At 70.3% G+C, this 21,465-nt stretch carries 26 protein-coding genes and 1 tRNA gene; 16 read left to right on the forward strand and 11 right to left on the reverse strand.

The annotated features are described in order from the left end of the window. The first annotated feature begins 97 nt into the window (after positions 1-97). Genes AC07NG_RS23935 through AC07NG_RS23950 form a run of 4 tightly spaced genes read left to right on the forward strand, consistent with a single transcriptional unit; the run spans position 98 to position 3,392 of the window. Positions 98-757, forward strand: coding sequence for a pyrimidine 5'-nucleotidase (locus AC07NG_RS23935; RefSeq protein ID WP_494596812.1), 660 nt, complete (start codon positions 98-100; stop codon positions 755-757). A gap of 1 nt (position 758) precedes the next feature. Further along, positions 759-1,604 carry a 2,3,4,5-tetrahydropyridine-2,6-dicarboxylate N-succinyltransferase gene (dapD, locus tag AC07NG_RS23940; RefSeq protein WP_487291901.1) on the forward strand — a complete coding sequence of 282 codons (846 nt, stop codon included), beginning with the start codon at positions 759-761 and terminating at the stop codon, positions 1,602-1,604. 5 nt (positions 1,605-1,609) lie between these two features. Continuing rightward, a complete protein-coding gene (locus AC07NG_RS23945; RefSeq protein WP_494596813.1) occupies positions 1,610-2,902 on the forward strand; it encodes a leucine-rich repeat-containing protein kinase family protein in 1,293 nt (430 codons plus the stop codon). A 40-nt stretch (positions 2,903-2,942) separates the two neighbouring features. Next, complete coding sequence (locus AC07NG_RS23950; RefSeq protein ID WP_494596815.1) at positions 2,943-3,392, forward strand: DUF805 domain-containing protein; 450 nt, start codon at positions 2,943-2,945, stop codon at positions 3,390-3,392. A 51-nt stretch (positions 3,393-3,443) separates the two neighbouring features. On the opposite strand, the gene AC07NG_RS23955 is transcribed toward AC07NG_RS23950, so the two are convergent. Continuing rightward, positions 3,444-3,923, reverse strand: coding sequence for a cupin domain-containing protein (locus tag AC07NG_RS23955; protein WP_494596816.1), 480 nt, complete (start codon positions 3,921-3,923; stop codon positions 3,444-3,446). A gap of 64 nt (positions 3,924-3,987) precedes the next feature. Here AC07NG_RS23955 and dapE point away from each other — a divergent pair, with 64 nt between their 5' ends. Together dapE and AC07NG_RS23965 are read left to right on the forward strand one after the other, a co-directional pair. Beyond that, entirely contained in the window at positions 3,988-5,151 is a 1,164-nt protein-coding gene (gene dapE, locus AC07NG_RS23960) for a succinyl-diaminopimelate desuccinylase (protein WP_494596840.1), read from the forward strand. 119 nt (positions 5,152-5,270) lie between these two features. Beyond that, positions 5,271-6,191 (forward strand): glutaminase, encoded by a 921-nt coding sequence (locus AC07NG_RS23965; protein ID WP_494596817.1) that lies wholly within the window; start codon positions 5,271-5,273, stop codon positions 6,189-6,191. 446 nt (positions 6,192-6,637) lie between these two features. On the opposite strand, the gene truA is transcribed toward AC07NG_RS23965, so the two are convergent. Together truA and fmt are read right to left on the reverse strand one after the other, a co-directional pair. Next, positions 6,638-7,381: a tRNA pseudouridine(38-40) synthase TruA gene (gene truA / locus AC07NG_RS23970; RefSeq protein WP_487291896.1), complete on the reverse strand. Its 744-nt coding sequence runs from the start codon at positions 7,379-7,381 to the stop codon at positions 6,638-6,640. Next, complete coding sequence (gene fmt / locus AC07NG_RS23975) at positions 7,381-8,307, reverse strand: methionyl-tRNA formyltransferase (protein ID WP_494596819.1); 927 nt, start codon at positions 8,305-8,307, stop codon at positions 7,381-7,383. Before fmt ends, truA begins: the two co-directional genes overlap by 1 nt. 156 nt (positions 8,308-8,463) lie before the next feature. Here fmt and AC07NG_RS23980 point away from each other — a divergent pair, with 156 nt between their 5' ends. From AC07NG_RS23980 to AC07NG_RS23990, 3 genes are all read left to right on the forward strand, one after another. Then, positions 8,464-8,820 carry a cell surface protein gene (locus AC07NG_RS23980; RefSeq protein WP_110121077.1) on the forward strand — a complete coding sequence of 119 codons (357 nt, stop codon included), beginning with the start codon at positions 8,464-8,466 and terminating at the stop codon, positions 8,818-8,820. A 292-nt stretch (positions 8,821-9,112) separates the two neighbouring features. Next, complete coding sequence (locus AC07NG_RS23985; RefSeq protein ID WP_494596821.1) at positions 9,113-9,430, forward strand: hypothetical protein; 318 nt, start codon at positions 9,113-9,115, stop codon at positions 9,428-9,430. A 265-nt stretch (positions 9,431-9,695) separates the two neighbouring features. Further along, entirely contained in the window at positions 9,696-9,833 is a 138-nt protein-coding gene (locus AC07NG_RS23990; RefSeq protein WP_199228285.1) for a hypothetical protein, read from the forward strand. A 183-nt stretch (positions 9,834-10,016) separates the two neighbouring features. Here the strand turns inward: AC07NG_RS23990 and AC07NG_RS23995 are convergent, their stop codons facing one another. Continuing rightward, positions 10,017-10,490 (reverse strand): COG3650 family protein, encoded by a 474-nt coding sequence (locus AC07NG_RS23995; protein WP_494596823.1) that lies wholly within the window; start codon positions 10,488-10,490, stop codon positions 10,017-10,019. 48 nt (positions 10,491-10,538) lie between these two features. Here AC07NG_RS23995 and AC07NG_RS24000 point away from each other — a divergent pair, with 48 nt between their 5' ends. The 3 genes from AC07NG_RS24000 (at position 10,539) to AC07NG_RS24010 (ending at position 13,230) form a co-directional block, all read left to right on the forward strand. Next, positions 10,539-11,666 carry a DNA cytosine methyltransferase gene (locus tag AC07NG_RS24000; protein ID WP_492856351.1) on the forward strand — a complete coding sequence of 376 codons (1,128 nt, stop codon included), beginning with the start codon at positions 10,539-10,541 and terminating at the stop codon, positions 11,664-11,666. Between the two features lie 78 nt (positions 11,667-11,744). Continuing rightward, the gene (cysK, locus tag AC07NG_RS24005) at positions 11,745-12,731 is read left to right on the forward strand and encodes a cysteine synthase A (protein WP_492856350.1); all 987 of its coding nucleotides are present in this window, start codon (positions 11,745-11,747) and stop codon (positions 12,729-12,731) included. A 28-nt stretch (positions 12,732-12,759) separates the two neighbouring features. Continuing rightward, complete coding sequence (locus AC07NG_RS24010; protein WP_494596825.1) at positions 12,760-13,230, forward strand: very short patch repair endonuclease; 471 nt, start codon at positions 12,760-12,762, stop codon at positions 13,228-13,230. On the opposite strand, the gene AC07NG_RS24015 is transcribed toward AC07NG_RS24010, so the two are convergent. The 3 genes from AC07NG_RS24015 to AC07NG_RS24025 form a co-directional block, all read right to left on the reverse strand. After that, the gene (locus AC07NG_RS24015) at positions 13,202-14,977 is read right to left on the reverse strand and encodes an ATP-binding protein (protein ID WP_494596827.1); all 1,776 of its coding nucleotides are present in this window, start codon (positions 14,975-14,977) and stop codon (positions 13,202-13,204) included. The two genes, AC07NG_RS24010 and AC07NG_RS24015, sit on opposite strands and share 29 nt — an antisense overlap. A 186-nt stretch (positions 14,978-15,163) precedes the next feature. Then, positions 15,164-15,457 carry a DUF167 family protein gene (locus tag AC07NG_RS24020; protein ID WP_494596828.1) on the reverse strand — a complete coding sequence of 98 codons (294 nt, stop codon included), beginning with the start codon at positions 15,455-15,457 and terminating at the stop codon, positions 15,164-15,166. A 14-nt stretch (positions 15,458-15,471) separates the two neighbouring features. Continuing rightward, positions 15,472-15,786 (reverse strand): YggT family protein, encoded by a 315-nt coding sequence (locus tag AC07NG_RS24025; RefSeq protein WP_487291887.1) that lies wholly within the window; start codon positions 15,784-15,786, stop codon positions 15,472-15,474. Positions 15,787-15,937: 151 nt separating this feature from the next. On the opposite strand from AC07NG_RS24025, the gene AC07NG_RS24030 reads away from it, so the two are divergent. The 4 genes from AC07NG_RS24030 (at position 15,938) to cytX (ending at position 19,395) form a co-directional block, all read left to right on the forward strand. Next, a tRNA-Ala gene (locus AC07NG_RS24030) sits at positions 15,938-16,013 on the forward strand. Between the two features lie 183 nt (positions 16,014-16,196). After that, positions 16,197-17,375, forward strand: coding sequence for a carbohydrate porin (locus AC07NG_RS24035; RefSeq protein ID WP_494596829.1), 1,179 nt, complete (start codon positions 16,197-16,199; stop codon positions 17,373-17,375). An 88-nt stretch (positions 17,376-17,463) separates the two neighbouring features. Next, complete coding sequence (locus tag AC07NG_RS24040; RefSeq protein WP_494596831.1) at positions 17,464-18,012, forward strand: hypothetical protein; 549 nt, start codon at positions 17,464-17,466, stop codon at positions 18,010-18,012. A 117-nt stretch (positions 18,013-18,129) separates the two neighbouring features. After that, entirely contained in the window at positions 18,130-19,395 is a 1,266-nt protein-coding gene (gene cytX, locus AC07NG_RS24045) for a putative hydroxymethylpyrimidine transporter CytX (protein WP_494596832.1), read from the forward strand. 166 nt (positions 19,396-19,561) lie between these two features. Here cytX and AC07NG_RS24050 read toward each other — a convergent pair whose 3' ends face one another. The 4 genes from AC07NG_RS24050 to AC07NG_RS24065 form a co-directional block, all read right to left on the reverse strand. Continuing rightward, positions 19,562-19,948 (reverse strand): DUF1801 domain-containing protein, encoded by a 387-nt coding sequence (locus tag AC07NG_RS24050; RefSeq protein WP_494596833.1) that lies wholly within the window; start codon positions 19,946-19,948, stop codon positions 19,562-19,564. 20 nt (positions 19,949-19,968) lie between these two features. Beyond that, positions 19,969-20,379 carry a DUF1801 domain-containing protein gene (locus AC07NG_RS24055; RefSeq protein ID WP_494596835.1) on the reverse strand — a complete coding sequence of 137 codons (411 nt, stop codon included), beginning with the start codon at positions 20,377-20,379 and terminating at the stop codon, positions 19,969-19,971. Between the two features lie 91 nt (positions 20,380-20,470). After that, positions 20,471-20,899: an SRPBCC family protein gene (locus AC07NG_RS24060; RefSeq protein WP_494596836.1), complete on the reverse strand. Its 429-nt coding sequence runs from the start codon at positions 20,897-20,899 to the stop codon at positions 20,471-20,473. Further along, positions 20,896-21,219, reverse strand: a complete 324-nt coding sequence (locus AC07NG_RS24065; RefSeq protein ID WP_492856340.1) for an ArsR/SmtB family transcription factor — start codon at positions 21,217-21,219, stop codon at positions 20,896-20,898. The genes AC07NG_RS24060 and AC07NG_RS24065 overlap by 4 nt, the downstream gene beginning before the upstream one ends. Positions 21,220-21,465: the final 246 nt, after the last annotated feature.

Raw genomic sequence — 21,465 nt, forward strand, 5'->3', positions numbered from 1 at the left:
CCCCCCCCCCCCCGCGTTTTCAGCCGCCTCCGCGCCCAGGGCTCTTCCCCCTCCGTCGGCTTCGCCGCCACCTCCCCCAGAGGGGGAGGATCTAGTCATGGCTGCCGACCTCACCCACGTCGACACCTGGCTGTTCGACCTCGACAACACCCTCTACCCGGCCGAGACCGAGTTCATGGGGCTGATCGAGGGCCGCATGACCGACTTCGTCGAGCGCTATACCGGGCTTCCGCGCGAGGAAGCCCGGGCGCTGCAGAAGAAGTACTATATGGAGCACGGCACCACCCTGGCCGGGCTGATGACCTATCACGGCATGGACCCCTCCCAGTTCCTGGAGGAGGTGCACGACGTGTCGCTGGACAACCTGGTCCCCGACCCGGCCCTGCACGCGGCGATCGACGCCCTGCCCGGCCGGCGGCTGGTGTTCACCAACGGCTCGCTGGGCCACGCCGAGCGGGTGCTGGGGCATCTGGGCCTGCGCGACCTATTCAGCGAGATCTTCGCCATCGAGACGGCCGACTACATCCCCAAGCCGTCGCTGGCGACCTTCGACAAGATCACCAAGCTGCACGCCATCGATCCGCCGACGACCGCCTTCTTCGAGGACAGCGAGAAGAACCTCGTCCCGGCCGCGCGCATCGGCATGACCACTGTGCTGGTCGGCGCCCACGCGGCCGCCTCGACCTCCGAACACGTCCACCATCGCACCAACGACCTCGCCGGGTTCCTGAGCTCGGCGCGCCTGAAGGAAGCCTGACATGACCGCCCTGACCTTCGCCGATCTGCAGACCGAGATCGAAGCCGCCTGGGAGGCCCGCGACGGCGTCTCGACCGCCACCGCCGGCCCGGTCCGCACCGCCGTGGAAGAGGCCCTGCTGCTGCTCGACAGCGGCAAGGCCCGCGTCTCGGAGAAGATCGACGGCGAGTGGACCACGCACCAGTGGCTGAAGAAGGCCGTGCTGCTGTCGTTCCGCCTCAACCCCAACACCGTGATGCGCGCCGGCTCGCTGGGCGGCGGCGTCGGTCCGTGGTGGGACAAGGTGGCCAACAAGTTCGACGGTTGGGACGCCCCGCAGTTCGAGGCCGGCGGCTTCCGCGCCGTGCCGGGCGCCATCGTGCGTCGCGGCTCGCACATCTCCAAGAACGTCATCCTGATGCCGTCGTTCGTGAACATCGGCGCCTTCGTCGATGAGGGCACCATGGTCGACACCTGGGTGACGGTCGGCTCGTGCGCCCAGATCGGCAAGCACGTCCACCTGTCGGGCGGCGTCGGCATCGGCGGCGTGCTGGAGCCGCTGCAGGCCAACCCGACCATCATCGAGGACAACTGCTTCATCGGCGCCCGTTCGGAAGTGGTCGAAGGCGTGGTCGTCGGCGAGGGCTCGGTCCTGTCGATGGGCGTCTACCTGTCGGCCTCGACCAAGATCGTCGACCGCAAGACCGGCGAAATCCACATCGGCAAGGTGCCGCCCTACAGCGTCGTGGTGCCGGGCAGCCTGCCCGACAAGAACGGCGGCCCGAGCCTGTACTGCGCCGTGATCGTCAAGACGGTCGACGCCCAGACCCGCTCGAAGACCTCGATCAACGACCTGCTGCGCGACTGATCCGCGTGACGGGGGCGGCGAACAAGACCCTCGCCGCCCTGCGCGCCGGCGAACTGGCCGGGGCGCGCGAGCTGGACCTCTCCGGCGCGGAACTCACCGAGTTCCCGCCGGAGATCTTCGGCCTGGCCGACACGCTGGAGGCCCTGGACCTGTCCGGTTCGCGGCTGTCGACCCTGCCGCCCGACCTGGGGCGGCTGAAGCGGCTGCGTTTCCTGTTCTGCTCCTATTCGCCGTTCCGCCGCCTACCCGAGAGCCTGGGCGACTGCGAGGCGCTGAGCCAGGTCGGCTTTCGCGACTGCGGCCTGGAAGAACTGCCCGCCGAGGCCCTGCCGCCCCGGCTGCGCTGGCTGACCCTGACCAACAACCGGCTGACGTCCCTGCCCGCGGCCCTGGGCGAGCGCCCGGCCCTGCAGAAGCTGATGCTGGCCGGCAACCGGCTGGACGCCCTGCCTCAAGGCCTGGCGCGGGCGCCGAACCTGGAGCTGCTGCGCCTCTCGGCCAACCGCTTCGAGGCCATGCCCGGCTGGCTGGCCGAGCTGCCGGCGCTGGCCTGGCTGGCCTGGGCCGGAAACCCCTTCGACACCGGCGACGACACGACCTCGGGCCCGGTCGCCTGGCGCGAGCTGGCGGTGGGCAAGGCCCTGGGACGCGGCGCCTCGGGCGACGTGTTCGAGGTCGCCTGGAACGGCCAGGGGACCACCAGGCCCGCGGCCCTGAAGCTGTTTCGCGGGACGATGACCAGCGATGGTTTGCCCGAGCGCGAGATGGCCGCTTGCCTGGCCGTGGGCGAGCACCCGAACCTGACCGGCGCCCTGGGCCGCGTGGTCGAGCATCCGGACGGCGCCGAGGGCCTGCTGATGCCGCTGCTGCCGGACGGCTGGCGCGTGCTGGCCGGCCCGCCCAGCCGCCAGACCTGCAGCCGCGACGTCTACGCCGCCGATTTCCGCCTGCCGCTCGACGTCGCCCGGCGCCTGGTCCGCGACGTCGCCGCCGGGACCGCGCGGCTGCACGAGCGAGGCCTGAGCCACGGCGACCTCTACGCCCACAACGTGCTGTGGGACGGGGAAACCGGCGCGGCCGTGCTCAGCGACTTCGGCGCGGCCGCCTTCCTGCCGCCGGGCGAGGAACGGCGCTGGTCGGCGCTGGACGTGCGCGCCTTCGGCCTGCTGCTGGGCGAGGTGCTGGACGGGGTCGAGGGCGAGGTCCCGGCCGCCCTGCGCGCCCTGGAGGCCGCCTGCGTGCAGCCGGACGGCGGCGCGCGGCCGTCGATGGACGAGGCGCTCGCCGCCCTTTCCTGAACCCTTTCGAAAAGGGGCGGATCAAGCTCTAGTAGCGGCCATGTCGAGCCTCGTCGCAAAGCTGAAGCCGTTCTTCTCGCTCAAGGGCCGGGCCGCCCGGCTGGAATACTGGCGGGTGCAGGTCGCCCAGATCGCCCTGGCCGCCGTGGTCATGAGCCTGGTGGTGATCGCCACCCGGATCGGCGGCTGGCTGGGGGCGGTTCCCTGCCTGCTGTTCCTGCCCATCCTGGCCGCCGGGGTCTGCGTGGCCGTGCGCCGCCTGCACGACCGGGGCAAGGCGGCCTGGTGGATCCTGATCTTCGCCGTCGGCCCCTACGCCCTGACCGCCCTGGCCGCCGGCCTCTACGAAGGCGGCGGCCCCAACGGCTCCGAACTGGCCGCCCCCCTGCTCGGCCTTGGCGCCTTCGCCCTGTCGATCTGGGCCTGGGTGGAGCTGGGCTTCCTGCGCGGCACCAAGGGCGAGAACCGGTACGGGGCGGAGCGGCGGTAGGGAGCCTCGTACATGACCCCTCTCTCATAGAGAGAGGGGTCATTAACGCCCTCACCGCTTCCTCCCGCGCTCCACCTCGTACGGCGTTCCGTCGCGGTGGCGGTAGGTCTCCTCGCCGGGGCGGATGATCAGGTCGAGGTCGGGATAGTCGCAGCCGTCCTCGTCGGGGCGGCGCGAGCCCATTTCCAGCAGCACGGCGACGCGGTCGGAGCGGTTCTGGATCTGGTGGCCGTCGGCCACGCCGGCCTTGAAGCCCGCGCAGTCGCCGGCCCGCAGGATGGTTTCGCCGTTCTCCTCGACCAGCACGACCTCGCCCTCGACCACCCAGACGAACTCGTCCTCGGCCGTGTGCCAGTGGCGCTGGCTGGACCAGACGCCCGGCTCGAGCCTCATGAGATTGACGCCGAACTGGGTGAGGCCGACGGCGTCGCCCAGCTTCCAGCGCTGGCGAGCCTTGCAGGGCGCGTCGAACGGCGGCGGATAGGCCGTGCCGTGGCGGGTGGGAGCCTTGTCGATGTCGATCTTGGGCATGGTCGGCCTTGGCAAGTTCGTGCGCGGTTTGCGTCCCGCCGAAGGGAAGCTTAAAGCCTGCACCATGACCAGTCCCGCGCCCGTTTCCGTCAGCATCGACGCCGTCGAGCTGGCCCAAGCCCTGATCCGCCGCCCCTCCGTCACCCCCGCCGACGAGGGCGCGATGGACGTGCTGCAGCGCCAGCTGGAAGGGCTGGGCTTCGATTGCCGGCGCATGAAGTTCGGCGAGATCGAGAACCTCTACGCCAAGCGCGGGACCGCGCGGCCCAACCTCTGCTTCGCCGGCCACACCGACGTGGTGCCGGTGGGCGACGACGCGGCCTGGACGGCGGGCCCGTTCGAGGCCGAGATCAAGGACGGCGTGCTCTACGGCCGCGGCGCGGTCGACATGAAGTCGGCGATCGCCGCCTTCGTCGCGGCCGTGGGCAATACGGACGAGGTTCCCGGCTCGATCAGCTTCCTGATCACCGGCGACGAAGAGGGCGTGGCCGAGGACGGCACCGTGAAGGTGGTCGAGGCCTTGGCCGCCGAGGGCGAGATCATCGACCACTGCATCGTCGGCGAGCCGACCAGCGCCAGCCTGCTGGGCGACATGGTCAAGATCGGCCGGCGCGGCAGCATCAACGCCTGGATCGCGGTGGACGGCCGCCAGGGCCACGTGGCCTATCCGCACCGGGCGGCCAATCCGATCCCGGTGCTGGTCGACATCCTTTCCCGCCTGCAGAGCCGGATGCTGGACGAGGGCTATACCGGCTTCCAGCCGTCGAACCTGGAGATCACCACGGTCGACGTCGGCAACCCGGCGACGAACGTCATTCCGGCCTCGGCGAAGGCCCGGATCAACATCCGCTTCAACCCGGCGCACAAGGGCAAGGACCTGGCCGCCTGGATCGAGCACGAGTGCCGCGAGGCGGCCGAGGGCTTCTCCGGCCGGGTCGAGGCCCTGTGCAAGATCAGCGGCGAGGCCTTCCTCACCGAGCCGGGCGCCTTCACCGACGTGATCGTCGGCGCCGTGGGCGACGCCACCGGCCGCGTGCCGGAACTGTCGACCACCGGCGGCACCAGCGACGCCCGCTTCATCCGCGCCATCTGCCCGGTGGTGGAGTTCGGCCTTGTGGGCTCGACCATGCACCAGGTGGACGAGCGGGTGCCGGTCGAGGAAGTCCGCCAGCTGGCGGTGGCCTACACGGCGCTGATCCGGCGGTATTTCGAGGCGTTTTCGGGGTAGGACGAAACCCTCGCCCTTCGACAAGCTCAGGGTGAGGATTTCTACTGCGCCGCCCGAGCAATAGCCCTCATCCTGAGCCTGTCGAAGAACGAGGGCGGACCCGCTGACGGAACCGAGCCATGAACGAGCTCTCCATCGACGAAGTCCTCGCCGAGGTCGCCGTGCTGGTGAAGCCGCACTTCGGCAAGGGGCGGGTGCCCGACTACATCCCGCAGCTGGCCACCGTGCCGGGGACGAAGTTCGGCATGGCCGTGCGCACGGTGGACGGCGGCGAGCACGTGATCGGCGACTCCGACGAGGGCTTTTCCGTCCAGAGCATCACCAAGGTGCTGAGCCTGGGGCTCGCCTTGAACCGCATCGGCGACGAGGTGTGGACGCGGGTCGGCAAGGAGCCGTCGGGCACGCCGTTCAACCACCTGTCGCAGCTGGAGTCCGAGGGCGGCTTCCCGCGCAATCCGTTCATCAACGCCGGCGCCCTGGCGGTGACCGACATCCTGCTCGACAAGGTCAAGGACCCCGCCGCCCTGGTGCGCGGCTTCGCCGGTTTCCTGGCTGACGGTCCGGTCGAGATCGACGAGGCGGTGGCGGCCTCGGAGCTGGCCAACGCCTGGCAGAACCGGGCCATCGCCAACCTGATGCGCGGCAAGGAGACGATCACCCACGACCCCGAGGCCGTGGTCGCCGCCTATTGCCGCCAGTGCGCCCTGACCATGAGCTGCCGGCAGCTGGCGCGGGCCTTCCTGCCGCTGGCGGCGGGCGGCTTCTCGCCGGTGGTCGAGGAGACGATCTTTCCCGAGCGCCTGACCCGGCGGCTCAATTCCCTGCTGCTGACCTGCGGCATCTACGACAGCGTCGGCAGCTTCGCCTACCGCGTCGGCCTGCCGGCCAAGAGCGGCGTCGGCGGCGGGATCGTGGCGGTCGTGCCGGGCAAGGCGACGGTGGCCGTGTGGTCGCCGGAGCTGGACCGGTTCGGCACGTCGGTGGTTGGGGCGTCGGCGCTGGAGGCCTTCGCGCAGCTGACGAACTGCTCGGTGCTGTAGGGCGGCGCAGGCCCCCTCCGGCCCTCCGGGCCACCTCCCCCAGAGGGGGAGGATCTGGTCGGCGCGGCGCTCTTCAAGATGCTCCCCCTTTGGGGGAGCTGTCGCGGAGCGACTGAGGGGGTCTTCCGGCGTTTGACCCAGATCAAGGCGACGCTCGCGCGGGGCATGCAACGTCAGAGCGACCTTCAACGGAGCCCGCCATGTCGCTCGGTCAGATCGCCTATCTCGGTTTCGTCCTCGCCGGCTTCGGCGTGTTCATCCTGGCGCTCGGTACGGTCTGGATCGCCGAGCGCATGTCGGACCGCAAGCCGGACTGACCTCCCCACCGGAAGCCCCTTCCCTGACTTCCCCGGGGTTTCCGCCCTCGAGGCCGCCCTCACACCGGCCTCTCCCGCAGCCTCCGTCGACTGTCGAGCCGGCGGAGGCCGCGGGTTTCTTCCAAGCCCTCAGTCGCCGTAGCCGACGCCCACCAGATAGAGCCCGTCGGCCGGGGCCACGGGGCCGCATTGCGTGCGGTCCCTAGCCTCCAGGGCGGCCTTGACGTCGCCGGGCTCCCAGCGGCCGGCGCCGACCTCGACCAGCGTCCCCGTCATCGACCGCACCTGGCGGTGGAGGAATGAGCGGGCCTCGAAGTCGAGGTGGATCTCCTCGCCGACCTGGCGCACGCGGGCGACGTCCAGCGTCTTCAGCGGCGACTTGGCCTGGCAGTGCATGTCGCGGAAGGTGGTGAAGTCGTGCAGGCCGACCAGGGCTTGCGCGGCCGCGTGCATGGCGTCGGCGTCCAGCGGCTTCTTCATGTGCCAGACCTTGCCCTTGTCGAGGGCCGGCGGGGCGCGGCGGTTGAGGATGCGGTAGAGGTAGCGGCGCTCATTGGCGGAAAAGCGGGCGTGCCAGTCTTCCGGGGCCACCTCGGCGTCGAGGATCGAGACGGCCTCGCGCATCAGGTGGGCGTTGAGGGCGTTCATCACCGTCTGGGCCGGCCAGTCGCGCTCGAGGTCGACATGGACGACCTGGCCGGTGGCGTGGACGCCGGTGTCGGTGCGGCCGGCGGCGGCGATGCGCAGTTCCTGGCCGCTGAAGGCCTTCACCGCCGCCTCGATCGCCCCCTGCACGCTGGGCAGGGTCGCCTGGGCCTGGAAGCCCGCATAGGGACGGCCGTCGTACTCGACGAGGAGGCGGTAGCGGGGCATCAGGCCAGGACCGTCCCGGCGGCCAGCGGGAAGCCGCGCAGGAAGACGTCGGCGTCCTGGGCGCCCTTGCCCTCGCGCTGGGCCTTGAGCAGGCGGACAGCGCCCCCACCGCAGGCGATCAGCAGGTCGTCGTCGAGCACGGCGCCGGGCGCGCCATCCACGTCCTCGACCTTGGACAGCAGGGCCTTCACGCGCACCGGTCCCTTGCCGGACGGGGCCTCGAACCAGGCGCCGGGGAAGGGCGAGAGGCCGCGGATGTGGCGATCGACCTCGGCGGCGGGGCGGGTCCAGTCGATGCGGGCCTCGGCCGGCTTGATCTTCCTGGCGTAGGTGACGCCATCCTCGCTCTGCGGCGTCTCGATGGCCTGGCCGCGCTCGATGGCGCCCAGGGCGACGGGCAGGATGCGGGCGCCGACGGCGGCCAGGCGGTCGTGCAGGCTGGCCACGGTGTCGAGCGCGTCGATACGCACGCTCTCCGACAGCAGCACGGGGCCCTCGTCGAGGCCCTCGCTCATCCGCATCACCTGGACGCCGGTGACGGGATCGCCGGCCATGATCGCCCGCTGGATGGGGGCGGCGCCGCGCCAGCGGGGCAGCAGGCTGGCGTGCAGGTTGAAGCAGCCCAGCTTCGGGGCGTCGAGCACGGCCTTGACCAGGATCTGGCCGAAGGCGACGACGACGGCGGCGTCGAGGTCGAGCGCCTGGAAGGCCTCGATCTCCTCGGGGGTCTTCATCGAGACGGGCGTGCGCACCGGCAGGCCCAGGCCCTCGGCGAAGGCGTGGACCGGCGAGGGCTTCAGCTCCTGGCCGCGGCCGCGCGGGGCGGGCGGCTGGGAGTAGACACAGACGATCTCGTGGCCGCTGGCGACCAGTTCGGCCAGGCAGGCGACGGCGAAATCGGGGGTTCCGAGGAAGGCGATGCGCATGGCGGGGGTTTAGCCCCGCAAGGGCTTCGGGGAAAGCGTGCGGCGCCGGGGGGCGCCCCCGGGGACTTGCCCAGGGACTTGAGAGTCGGAACCTCGACCGTTCGCCCATCGTTGTTTGCCGGACTCTTTGCAACCACGAGCGTTGGAGAAAGACCCATGCGCACCCTCGCCCTGATCGCCGTCTCCGCCCTGGCCCTGTCGGCCGCCGCCTGCTCGGACCAGCACGCCCAGCAGATCAAGGAAGGCGCCGCCGCCGCCGGCCAGGACATCAAGGACGCCGCCAACGAGATCAAGAACGACCCGGACGTCAAGGAAGCCGGCACGGCCCTGAAGGAAAGCACCAAGGAAACCGCCGCCGACCTCAAGGTCGCCGCCGGCGACGCGGTGGACGCCGCCAAGGAAGCCGGCGCCAAGGCCGGCGACAAGGCCCAGGAAGCCGGCAAGGACATCACCCGCGAGAGCAAGGAAGCGGGGACGGCGGCCAAGAAGGAAGTGCACGAGGCGACGAAGTAGGGGGTGAAGTTATCCACAGGGCGTGCGGTCTTACCTTCTCCCATAGGGAGAAGGAGGGGCCCGCGCCGCAGGCGTGGGAGGATGAGGGGTTACGAGGTCGGCCGGCGTGCCGGCACGATCCAGGGCAATGCGGTCGAGGGTGTACCCCCTCACCCTCCCACCGCTTCGCGGCGGGCCCCTCCCTCTCCCTATGGGAGAGGTTTATCCCCGTTGGTCGGCGCCTCGCCCCCAACGAATTCAACGCCCTACAAGAAAACGCACGTTTCCTGTCCCCGGCCTCAGGACCGGCCTCATGCTGTTGGTCATGAGCGAACAGACCTCCCGCGCCTGGTGCGCGAAGATCCAGCAGCGGCTGATGGCGGCGATGGATGACCTGTGGGCGGCGATGGAGGACGGTTTCGACCGCGAGGCCATGCGCAAGGCATCCGAGAAGGTGCGGCTGCTGGGCCAGATGGCCGCGACGGTGAGGAAGATCGTCGTGTCCCTGCCGCCCGAGCGCGCGGCGCGGCCGGCGGGCGGGTGGCTGTCGGCGCTGGAGCCGGAGGCCGCCCCGCCGAGGCCTGAGCGCAAGATCGATGCGCTGAAAGGCGGCGCGCGCGGGCGGCTCTAGGTCCCTCTCCCCCTGCGGGAGAGGGTGGCCCGCGAAGCGGGTCGGGTGAGGGGTCTCTCGGACCTCGAAACCGCGTGCGACGGTCAGGCCGGGTGCGGCGTCTCAAGTCTGAGAGACCCCTCATCCGACGGCCTTCGGCCGCCACCTTCTCCCGCAAGGGGAGAAGGATACCGGCGTTCTCCACCGCCCTTGCAAGCGGCGCCGGCGGAACCATATGACGGTCACGGGCGCTGGATTTTCAGACCCGCAACGGACCCGAAACACCATGGCCGCCAAGGCCCTCATCGCTCTCGCCATCGTCGCGGCCATCGCCGTCGGCCTGCTGCTGCCCACCCCGGGCCGCCAGCACAAGGCGCAGGCCAGCCAGTCGCAGATCGAGACGATTGATATCAAGGGCAGCTGAGGCTGCCGGGCGGGCTGATCGGCGTTTGCTAGCTTGAGCCGATTTTTCGCCGCGCATCCCCGCGAAGGCGGGGATCCAAGCGAAGCCTGCAGATAGCCCACAGCCGCGCCACATCCTGAACGTCGGCTTGGATCCCCGCCTTCGCGGGGATCTTACGGCGTGGAGTGGAAGGAGCGCCGAAGCCTAAGGCCGCCCCTGCTTCTCCAGTTCCTCCACCCTGCCCGCGCAGCCCTTCAGGGTCGCGCCGTCGATCCAGACTTCGGCGGCGTGGCTGAAGGCGCGGTCGGACATGCCGTCGGAGCAGGGCTGGGGCGTCAGGCGGAAGACCAGGCGGTGGCTGGCGGCGCCAGGTTCGGCCGCCGGCTGCTCGGCGTCCCAGACGCCCTGCTCGCCATCGATGCGCACGCCGGGATTGGGCAGGGTGACGGCGCCGCCTTCCATGCGATCGAGCAGGAGCCCGCCCTCGCGGATGCGGCCGCTCCAGAACGGCTCGGTGCCGACGAGGTCGAAGTCGCCGCCATAGTCGGGACCCACGCTCGTCGGGGCGTCGGCCGGCGCGGCGCTGGCGCCCTCGGACTGGCCCATCGGTCCGTCGCCGCACCCAGCCAACAGCACACAGGCGGCTCCCACGACGGCGATGACGGTGAAACGCATCATGCGGGCGCTATCCTCGAAGCGGCGGCTCAAGCTAGTCTACGGGGTACGATGAATCACAACGCCGCCCCCGTCTTCTACGAATTCTTCGCTGGCGGCGGCATGGCCCGCATCGGCCTCGGCGAAGGCTGGACCTGCGCCTTCGCCAACGATTTCGACCCGGTGAAGGCCCAGACCTACCGCGCCAACTTCGCCGACGCCGAAGAGCACTTCCACACCGGCGACGTCTTCAAGCTGGAGGCGGCCGACCTGCCCGGGCAGGCCGACCTGGCCTGGGCCTCGAGCCCCTGCCAGGACTTCAGCCTGGCCGGGGCGCGGGCGGGCCTGCACGGCGGGCGCTCGTCGGCGTTCTTCGGCTTCTGGCGGCTGATCGAGGCGCTGGAAGACGAGGGTCGCGCCCCGACCACCATCGTCATCGAGAACGTGGTCGGCCTGTTGACCTCGCACCGCGGCGAGGACTTCACCGCCCTGTGCCAGGCCCTGGCCGACCAGGGCTACCACTTCGGGGCGCTGGAGATCGACGCGGCCAGCTTCACCCCGCAGTCGCGGCCCCGCGTGTTCGTCGTGGCTACCCGGGCGCCGACCGAGGGCCTGACCGGCCAGGGGCCGTTCCACAGCCGCGCCGTGCGCGAGGCCGCCGCCCGCTTGCCCCAGGCCCTGAAGGACCGCTGGCTGTGGTGGGCCCTGCCCGCCCCGCCGGCCCGCAACACCGACCTTTCCACCGTGCTGGAGCCCGACGACGCCGTCGAATGGCGCGGCGAGGAAGCCACCGCCGCCCTGCTGGACCTGATGGCCCCGGCCCACCGCGCCTCGGTCGACGCGCGCGTCGCCTCGGGAGAACGGGCCGTCGGCGGCGTGTTCCGGCGGATGCGCGGCGGCGAACAGCGGGCGGAAGTGCGGTTCGACGGCCTGGCAGGCTGCCTGCGCACCCCGCGCGGCGGCTCCTCGCGGCAGACCCTGCTGGTGATCGACAAGGGCGTGGTGCGCTCGCGCCTGGTCACGCCGCGCGAGGGGGCCAGGCTGATGGGCCTGCCCGACAGCTACGCCCTGCCGAAAAGCGCCACCGCCGGCCTGCACGTGATCGGCGACGGCGTGGCGGCCCCGGCCGTGCGCTGGCTGGCCGAACACCTGCTGACTCCGCTCGCGACCAGGAAATCTGCGGCCCTGGCGGCCGAATAGGTCGCTGACACGCAAAAGCCTACGGCCTAAGGTGGAGATCGACCCTAGGGCCGCAATTCAACGCTCCGAGAGACCATCATGGACGACGCTTCCAGCCTGTACGACGCCGCGCGCTTCAAGCGCGCCGGCCGGGGCAAGATCTACGACTCCATCCTCGACACCGTCGGCGACACCCCGATCATCCGCCTGCCGCGCCTGATGGCCGAGCTGAAGCCCAAGGGCGAGGTCGTGGCCAAGCTCGAGTTCTTCAACCCGCTGGCCTCGGTCAAGGACCGCATCGGCGTGGCCATGGTCGAGTACCTGGAAGCCAAGGGCGTGCTGAAGCCGGGCGGTTCGATCGTCGAGCCGACCAGCGGCAACACCGGCATCGCTCTCGCCTTCGTGGCCGCGGCCAAGGGCTACAAGCTGACCCTGGTGATGCCCGAGAGCATGTCGATCGAGCGCCGCAAGATGCTGCTGCTGCTCGGCGCCAAGCTGGAGCTGACCCCGGCCGAGAAGGGCATGCGCGGCGCCGTCGCCCGCGCCCAGGAGATCGTCGAGGCCACCCCCGGCGCGGTGATGCCCCAGCAGTTCGAAAACACCGCCAACCCGCTGATCCACCGGGTCTCGACCGCCGAAGAGATCTGGAACGACACGGCCGGCGCCGTGGACGCCGTGGTCTCGGGCGTCGGCACCGGCGGCACGATCAGCGGCGTCGGCCAGGTGCTGAAGGCCCGCAAGCCGGGCCTGAAGATGGTGGCCGTCGAGCCGGAAGCCTCGGCCGTGCTGTCGGGCGGCCAGCCCGGCCCGCACAAGATCCAGGGCATCGGCGCCGGCTTCGTGCCGGGCATCCTCGATCGCGGCGTCATCGACGACATCGTCCAGGTCAGCAACGACGACGCCTTCGCCATGGCCCGCAAGGCCGCCTCGACCGAGGGCCTGACCGTCGGCATCAGCTCGGGCGCGGCCCTGACCGCCGCCTTCGACCTGGCCCTGCGCGACGAATACGCCGGCAAGCTGATCGTGGCGATCATCCCCAGCTTCGCCGAACGCTACCTGTCGACGGCCCTGTTCGAGGGGCTGTAAGGCTGCCGGCCGGATCGGGGAGCGACGGGTGACCGACGTCTTCGATCCGGCCAAGCGCTCGGCCGTCATGGCCCGGGTGAAGAGCAAGGGCACCACGCCCGAACTCGCCCTGCGCCGGCTGCTCACCGCTCTGGGCGCCCGCTACCGCCTGCACCGCAAGGACCTGCCCGGCTCGCCCGACGTCGTCATGCCGGGGCGGAAGCTCGTCTTCTTCGTGCATGGCTGCTTCTGGCACGGCCACGACTGCGCGCGGGGCTCGCGCGTACCCAAGGCCAATCGCGACTACTGGCTGGCCAAGGTGGCCCGCAACAAGGCCCGCGACGCCAGGAACGAGGCGGCCCTGCTTGAGGCCGGCTGGCGGGTCGAGACGATCTGGGAATGCCAGATGAAGGACGAGGCCGCGCTGGTGGAGCGGCTGCGTGCAAACCTCTCCCATGGGGAGAGGTGTTTCCGGGTGGGAGAGGGCAGCCTTACGCCGCCGCCGTCCGCGCGGGGATGACCGGCAGCACCTCGACCAGGGCGGCGTGCAGCTGGGCCGGGTCGATGGGCTTGGCGACGTGGGCGTTCATGCCGGCGGCGCGGCAGGCCTCCCAGTCCTTGGGGGTGGACGAGGCGGTGACCGCGATCACCGGCACGCCGCGATTTAGGCCCGGCTCGGCGCGCAGCACGCGGGTGGTCTCGCGGCCGCCCAGGCCCGGCATGTAGACATCCATCAGCACCGCGTCGAACACGGTGGAGGCCAGGATCTCCAGCGCTTGCTCGCCGGACTCGGCCAGGACGGGCGTGACGCCGAAGGTCTGCAGCACCAGCTCGACCGCGCGGCGGTTGACCACGTGATCGTCGACCACCAGCACCCGCGCCCCGGCGATCGAGGCGACATCGTCGGCGGCGGCCGGGGCCTGGGCCTCGTCGACCCGCAGGGTGAAGCGCATGCTCGCCCCATGACCCAGCCCTTCGCTGGCGGCCGACAGGTCGCCGCCCATCAGCCGGGCCAGCTCGCGGCTGATCACCAGCCCCAGGCCCGAGCCGCCGTGCAGCCGCATGACCTCGGCGTTCAGCTGGTCGAACGGGGTGAACATACGGGGCATGACCTCGGGCTCGATGCCCCGGCCGGTGTCGGTGACGGCGATCTCCAGGGTCCAGCCCTCGCCCTGGCGATGGGCGGCCAGGGCCACGGTGACGCCGCCCTGCTCGGTGAACTTGATGGCGTTGGACAGCAGGTTGTTGAGCACCTGACGCAGGCGCAGGGCGTCGCCCGACACCCAGCGCGGCAGGCCCACGGCCCCCTCGACCCGCAGCTTCAGCCCCTTCTTCTGGGCCTCGGGACGCCACAGCCGCAGGGTGTCGGCCAGGGCCTGGCGCAGGTTGTAGGGCGCGCGCTCCACCGCCATGCGGCCGGCCTCCAGGCGCGAGAAGTCCAGCAGGTCGTTGAGCAGGGTGCGCATCATCGCGCCGGCGTCGGAAATCAGCTGGGCGTGGACCTTGGAGGAGGCTTCCGGCACCTCGCTGTGCAGGCGCGCGGCGCCGGCCAGTATGGCGCTGATCGGGGTGCGCAGCTCGTGGCTGATCATGGCCACGAAGGCGCTCTTGGCGGCGACGGCTTCTTCGGCCTCATGGCGGCGGCGCTCGGCCTCGGCCTTGGCGGCCTCCTCGGCCTTGAGGGCGGCCTCCAGCGTGCGGGCGGCCACCGCGACCGAGAAGATCAGCAGCAGCACCCCGAACCACAGGGCGTTGGCCAGGGGCGCGTCGGGATTGGCCGCCCGGCCGATGAACGGCACGATCAGCAGGTAGACGATGTGCGGCGCGGCCGCCGCGAGCGTGGCGGATCTCAGGCTGACATTGACGACGATGACGTTGAGCAGGGCGCCGGCCAGCAGCATGCCGCCCAGGGTGGGGGCGAAGCGCTGGTTCGAGGCGAACAGCGGCAGGGCCAGGGCCCCGAAGATGATCGAAGTGACCGCCGGCATGATCGCCAGGGCCCAGCGCCGCCAGCCGGCCAGGGCGCGCTCGGGCGCTTCCTTCAGCGACTGGAACAGCCACAGCTCGAACAGCTGGGCGATGGCGTAGGCGGCCGCCCACAGCCACACCCAGCGCATGCCGATATAGACGTGCAGTATGGCGGCCATCGAGATGGTGGCGGTCAGGCGCAGATAGATGTTGCCTCGCCGGGCCGCGGCGGCGCGAACGATCGCCGCCTGCCTGTCTTTGACGCTTAGGGCCTTGTCGCTTACGGCCGTGGAGCTCATCGCGCGGCCCCCGCTGGCCCTGGTGATCGCCATTTTTCGCCCAAACCCTGGGCGCCCAAACCCTGGGCGAAGACCTCTAAGAGGTCGTGAAAGAACACTATTCTTTCAATGGCACAGCCAAAGCGCGCTTGCGAGGGCGCGGCGGGACCGGCGGCCGATTTGTCGCACCTGGCGTTGAAAAAGGGATCAGGCGGGGCGGGCCAACAGGCGGTCCAGCACCTCTTGCGCCAGGCCCTCGACCTCGATGCGCTTGAGGCGGGCGGTCGCGCCCGAGGCCACCCGCACGGCCGAGCGCGGCGCGGACAGGCGCTTGGCCAGCAGGGCGACGAGGGCGGCGTTGGCCTCGCCCTCGACCGGCGGGGCGCTGACCCGGACTTTCAGATAGGGACGGCCGTCGGCGTCGGCCGCCCAGCCGTCGATCGCGTCGCGCCCGCCGCGCGGCGTCAGGCGCACGGCGAGAACCGCGACTGGGACGGCCACGGGGACCTTCTGGCTCAGCCGAGCAGGCTCAGCAGCATGTTGCGCAGCGGATAGAGCAGGAACGACTGCACGCCGACGATGATCAGGAACAGGATGATCGGGGTGATGTCGACGCCGCCCAGCGGCGGGATCACCCGGCGCAGCGGCGCCAGCAGCGGCGCGGTCACCGCGTCGAGGAAGCGGCTGATCGAATAGACCGCGCGGTTGCGCAGGTTGATGACGTCGAAAGCCACCAGCCAGCTGATGATCGCGCTGATGATAACCGCCCACTTGAGCAGGTTCAGCAGCGAGCCAAGGATGAAGAAGACGAACAGGATCAGGTTGGCCATGGGCGTTCCGCGAAAGGTCGCCCGCTTCTTGCCCGCCCCTGTCCCCGCTGGCAAGGCCGCGCTGTTTCCGGCTTCCACCAGAGCTTCCGCGCGGACCCGCGCAACTGCCGCTTGACGGACGCCGCCGGCCACCGTATCTCCGCGCTTCCTTGGGGCCGTAGCTCAGATGGTAGAGCGCCTCGTTCGCAATGAGGAGGTCAGGGGTTCGATTCCCCTCGGCTCCACCAAGGACCTTTCCGGACATCGTCATACTCCTCGCGCCAGCGCCTCCTCGCGCCTCGCGGCTGTGCTCGCGCGAGCGCTCCACCTTGGGCGCCGCGACGTTGCGTCGCGGCGTAAACGGCTGGGAATAAAGGGTTTCTGAGCCTTGGGCCGCGATGCTGGCCGCCACTTCATCAAGCGGCGGCAGAATGCGGACCCTGATCATCGGAACGGCCCTGGCGGCCGGCCTGGCCGGTTTTGGCCAGGCGCAGGCGCGGGAGGCGGAAGCCTCCGGGGCGCTGGATCTCTCCTTCGGCTACAAGGCCGACCTGGCGGCGACGGTCGACGGCGGCGCGGCCCGGCGCGGGCGGGTGCTCGACAACCTGACGATCGGGGCGGACCTGGACCTGGAAAAGGCGGTCGGCTGGACGGGCGCGCGGGCCCACGCCCTGGTGCTGAACAACACCGGCGGCGCGCCGGGCGACGACTCCGGCTCGATCCAGGGCGTCGACAACATCGAGGTCTCGCGCCATCGGTTGCGGCTGTACGAGGCCTGGATCGAGCAGGACCTGGCCGGCGGCAAGGGCTCGGTGCGGGCCGGCCTCTATGACCTGAACAGCGAATTCTACGCCAACGACAGCGCCGGCCTGCTGATCGCGCCGGCCTTCGGCATCGGCTCGGAGCTGGCGGCGACGGGGCCGAACGGGCCGTCGATCTTTCCCTCCACGAGTCTGGCGGTGCGCCTGGCCTGGACGCCGTCGGAGCATGTCTACGCCCAGGCGGCGGTGCTCAACGCCCATGCCGGGGTGCTGGGCGATCCGGGCGGGATCGACTTCCACATGGACGACGGCGCCCTGCTGATCGCCGAGGGCGGCTGGACCGGAGCCGGCAAGGTTGCCTTCGGCGCCTGGCGCTACACCCGCAAGCAGGACGACATCCGCGAGCTGGGGCCGACGGGCGATCCGGCCAAGCGCAAGGCCCAGGGGGCCTATGTGCTGCTGGAGCGGGCGCTGACGGGAGCCGAGGCCGAAGACGCCGTACGCCGCACGACGGCCTTCGCGCGCCTGGGCGTCTCGGACGGCGACACCACCCCGTTCCAGGGCGGCTGGCAGGCCGGGATCAAGGTCGACCGGGTGTTGGCGAGCCGGCCGGACAGCGCCTTCTCGATCGGCGTCAACCAGGCCTATCTGACCCAGAAGCACCGGGCCAACGCCGCCGACGCCGGCCAGGATCTGGGGGATACGGAGTCGGCGATCGAGGTCACCTATGCAGACACCGTCGGCCCGCTGACCCTGCAGCCGGACCTGCAATATGTGATCCGTCCCGGCGGCGACCGGGCGATGAAGAACGCCGTGGTGGCGATCCTGCGGGTGGGGGTGGAGTTCTAGGAGGGAAAGCGATGGGAGACCGGATGGACACCCATCAACAATAGGAAGCACGTTCGCCACACCCCACACCTCGTGGTAGAGCTTAGCCATGAACGTCATTGCTACCTGCGTTGATAAAGGACCCGATCTCACCGAGTGGCTGGGAATGGGCATCAACGCCCTTGCGATCATTGTTACCAGTGCGATCGCGATCATCAGCCTACTGGATGCTCAAAGCGCCAGAAAGCGAGCTAGGATTGAAGCTCACCACACCGCTTGGATTAGCATCCGGCAAACGCTGAATTTGCTTCGTATCGCCATCCGAACTGTGCAGATGCAGCCCGCAGCTCAACAGATCAACTCCGGCTGGATCAGTCGCGTAATCACACCGGCCGTTGCGTCTGCAAACACTGCCATAGGTCGCCCTATCGGCGACTCCAGTCTGTTCAACCTAGCGTCTAACGTCCAGATCCTAGCTACAGCGATTGAAACCGATCTCGCCGACAGGATCGCGGCCAAGGAACGCGTCACTCATACCCAGTATCTTGAACGCATCGCGCCATTCATCGAATCCCTGGATCGGCTCGAAGCAGAGCATTCAGATATATTCAAAACGCTTGGCATTGCAGCCCCACCAAAAACCATCACGCCAGAATAATACTTTCCTGATACTAAAACACAGGCAAGGATCTCATTTCGGAAGATCGCTGCCGGCTACGCTGCGTCGCGCTTCCAGACATTCGCGCCAGGGCCCTGACCTGCTAAGGCTGGCGGCATGGCCAAGCTCGACGATGCATATGATCCGTTGACCCCCGTGCCGGCCGAGCGCCGGGTGTTCGGGACGCGGGACGCCTTTTCGCTGTGGTTCAGCCTGGGGATCGGCCTGCTGGTGCTGCAGGCCGGCGCGTTCCTGGTGCCTGGGCTCAGCCTGCCGATGGCGCTGGCGGCGATCGTGGTCGGCTCGGTGCTGGGGGCGCTGCTGCTGGCGGCGGCCGGCGTGGTCGGGGCCGACACCGGGCTGTCGTCGATGGGCGCGCTGCGGCTGACCCTGGGCCGGCGCGGCGCGGCGGTTCCGGCGGTGCTGAACGCGGTGCAGCTGGCCGGCTGGGGCGCGTTCGAGATCATCGCCATGCGCGACGCCGCCGACGCCCTGGCCAAGCAGAACTTCGGCGTCTCCAATCCGCTCGCCTGGACCCTGCTGTTCGGGGTGCTGGCCACGGCCCTGGCGGTGCTGGGGCCGGTGTCGTTCGTGCGGCGATTCCTGCGGGCCTGGGGCCTGTGGCTGCTGCTGGGCGGGGCCGGCTGGCTGACCTGGCGACTGCTGGCCCAGCACGACCTGGCCGCCCTGATGGCCAGGGCCGGGACGGGCGAGACCAGCTTCGGCGCCGGGGTCGACCTGGTGGCGGCCATGCCGCTGTCGTGGCTGCCGCTGATCGCCGACTACACGCGCTTCGGCCGCACCCCGGGCGGCATGTTCCGCGGCAGCGTCGCCGGCTATGTGCTGGCCAACATCTGGTTCATGGGGCTGGGCGCGGCCTACGCCCTGGCGGCGGGCAGCGAGGGGCTGCTGCTGAGCGCCCTGGCCGCGGCCGGCGGCGGGATCGCCCTGCTGCTGATCATCATCGACGAGACCGACAACGCCTTCGCCGACCTGCACTCGGCCGCGGTCTCGACCGCCACCCTGGTTCCGGTGCGGCCGGCGCGGCTGGCGCTGGCGTTCGGCGCGGTCTGCACCCTGGCCGCCCTGTTGGCGCCGATGGGCCAGTACGAGGGCTTCCTGCTACTGATCGGCTCGGTGTTCGCGCCGCTGTTCGGGGTGCTGCTGGCCGACCACTTCATCGTGCGTCGCCGCAAGGCTCCCACGGGGGCCGAGGGCGCGGCGAGCGGGGCGGTGAGCGTTTCGGGCCTTGCGGCCTGGGCGATCGGCATCGCGGCCTATCAGGCGGTGAGCCGCCTGGCGCCGGAGGTCGGGGCGACCCTGCCGGCCGTGGTGGCGGCGGGCGTGGCCTATGTGGGGCTGCGGCGGGTGGTGAAGGGCTGACTCCTCGCACCTCTTTTCCCGTCATTCCCGCCCTTGTGGCGGGAAGCCCTGGTTCCGCCGACGCGTGAGACGCAAGCGACGTGCTGAGCACGTCGCCCCATCCGCCCTTACGGCTGAAAGAGGGTTTCCCGCCACAAGGGCGGGAATGACGGGCGTTTTAAGAGAGCTACTTTTTCTTCTTCGCCGTGTTGAGCTCGACCGCCGCGCGGATCAGGGCCTTGAACGCCGCCGCGTCCACCGCCTCGCCCTCGCGGATGTCGATGGCGCGGCGGGTGTTGCCGTCGAGACTGGAGTTGAACAGGCCGGCGGGGTCGGGCAGCGAGGCCCCCTTGGCGAAGGTCAGCTTGATGTAGGCCTTGTAGGTCTCGCCGGTGCAGAGGATGCCGGCGTGCGACCAGACGGGCGTGCCGCGCCACTTCACCTCTTCGAGCACCTGCGGATCGGCCTCGTGGATCAGGGCGCGCATGCGGGCCAGGGCCTCGCCGCGCCAGTCGGCGAGGCCGGCGATGCGGTCGTCGATATATTTGGCGGCGTCCTCGACGGTGTCGGTCATGGCGTTTCCTCGTTCGTTTCTTAGAGCCGCTCGCCGGGCAGGGCGGCGGCCTGTTTGATCCAGGCGGTCAAGCGGGCCTCGTCGAGGGGCTCGTCCTCGTGGATGTGGAAATAGCGGGTATCGCCGCTCTTGGACGGTTCGGGCGGGACGGGGTCGAGGGCCTGGCCGCGGAAGAAGGCGACCTTCACGTAGCGGGCGTAGACGTGGAAGCTGAGGAACCAGCTCTTCTCCTCATCCGGCGCGCCGTAGAACGGCGAGTTCCACTTCACGGCCTTGCGCACGCCGGGGACAGCGGCGGTGATCAGGGCGTCCAGGCGCGCGCCGACGGCGCTCTTCCAGCCGGGCATGGCGGCGATATAGGCCTGGATCGGGGCCTCGCCGTCGCCCTTGGCGATCTGGGGATTGCCGCCGGAGAGCAGCTTGGGGGCCATGATCCAATCTCCAAAACCCATCGTCGTCCCGGCCCCAGCGTAGCGGAGAGCCGGGATGACGGGCTAGGAACGCACGAACCGCACCCTTCCCTCAATCCTTCCCCAGCACCGCTTCCAGCTTCTCGAGGAAGCCCTTCCAGCCGGCGTGGGCGCCGCCATAGGCCTGTTTCTGGTCGGGGCGGAAGCCGGACTGCTCCATGCGCAGGTGGGTGCCGGCGGCCGTCGGCGTCAGGGTGAAGGTGACCACGCTGGTCAGGGCGTAGGCCGGGTCGGGGTGGGCATGGTTCCAGGTGTAGGAGAGGCTGCTCGGGGGATCGACCTCCAGCACCTCGCAGTCCAGCACCCCGCCCCACTCGCCGCGCAGGTTGAAGCGGTGGCCGACCACGGGGGCGAAGTCGGACTTCATCAGCCACTCCTCGATCAGGTGCGGCTGGGTCAGGGCGCGCCACAGCTTGTCGGCCGGGAACGGCAGGTCGCGCTCGACGACGACGGAGCGCAGGTCGGCGGTCTGGTCGATCATTGGTCCATCCTGTTCAAAAGGTCCTCCAGCCGGTCGAAGCGGCTCTCCCAGAAACCGGCCATGCGACGGGTCCAGTCGACCAGGGGCGACAGGGCCTCGAGGCGGGCGCTGTAGTGGGTCTGGCGGCCGGCGTGGCGGTCGGTGACCAGGCCCGCCTGCTTGAGCACGGCCAGGTGCTTGGACACCGCCGGCTGCGAGACGCCGGCCTGGGCCGTCAGCGCCCCCACCGTCTGCTCGCCCTCGCGGCACAGCCGCTCGAACAGCGCCCGGCGGGTGGGGTCGGCGAGGGTGCGGAAGAGGTCGTCGGGGGCGGGGGTCATGCCTGGGCCTGGGAGCAATCGATAACCGGTTGGCTATGGGTTATTGATAACTACGGAGTTATGGATGAGTCAAGCAGGCATGAAGAACGCCCCCTCCGGCGGACGGAGGGGGCGCTCTAGATGCTCCCCCTTTGGGGGAGCTGTCGCGAAGCGACTGAGGGGGCTTGCGCGGCATAGGCCGGCGCGGGGGGGGGGGGGGGGGGGGGGGGGGGGGGGGGGGGGGGGGGGGGGGGGGGGGGGGGGGGG

Source organism: Caulobacter sp. GW821-FHT10C03, assembly GCF_059415485.1.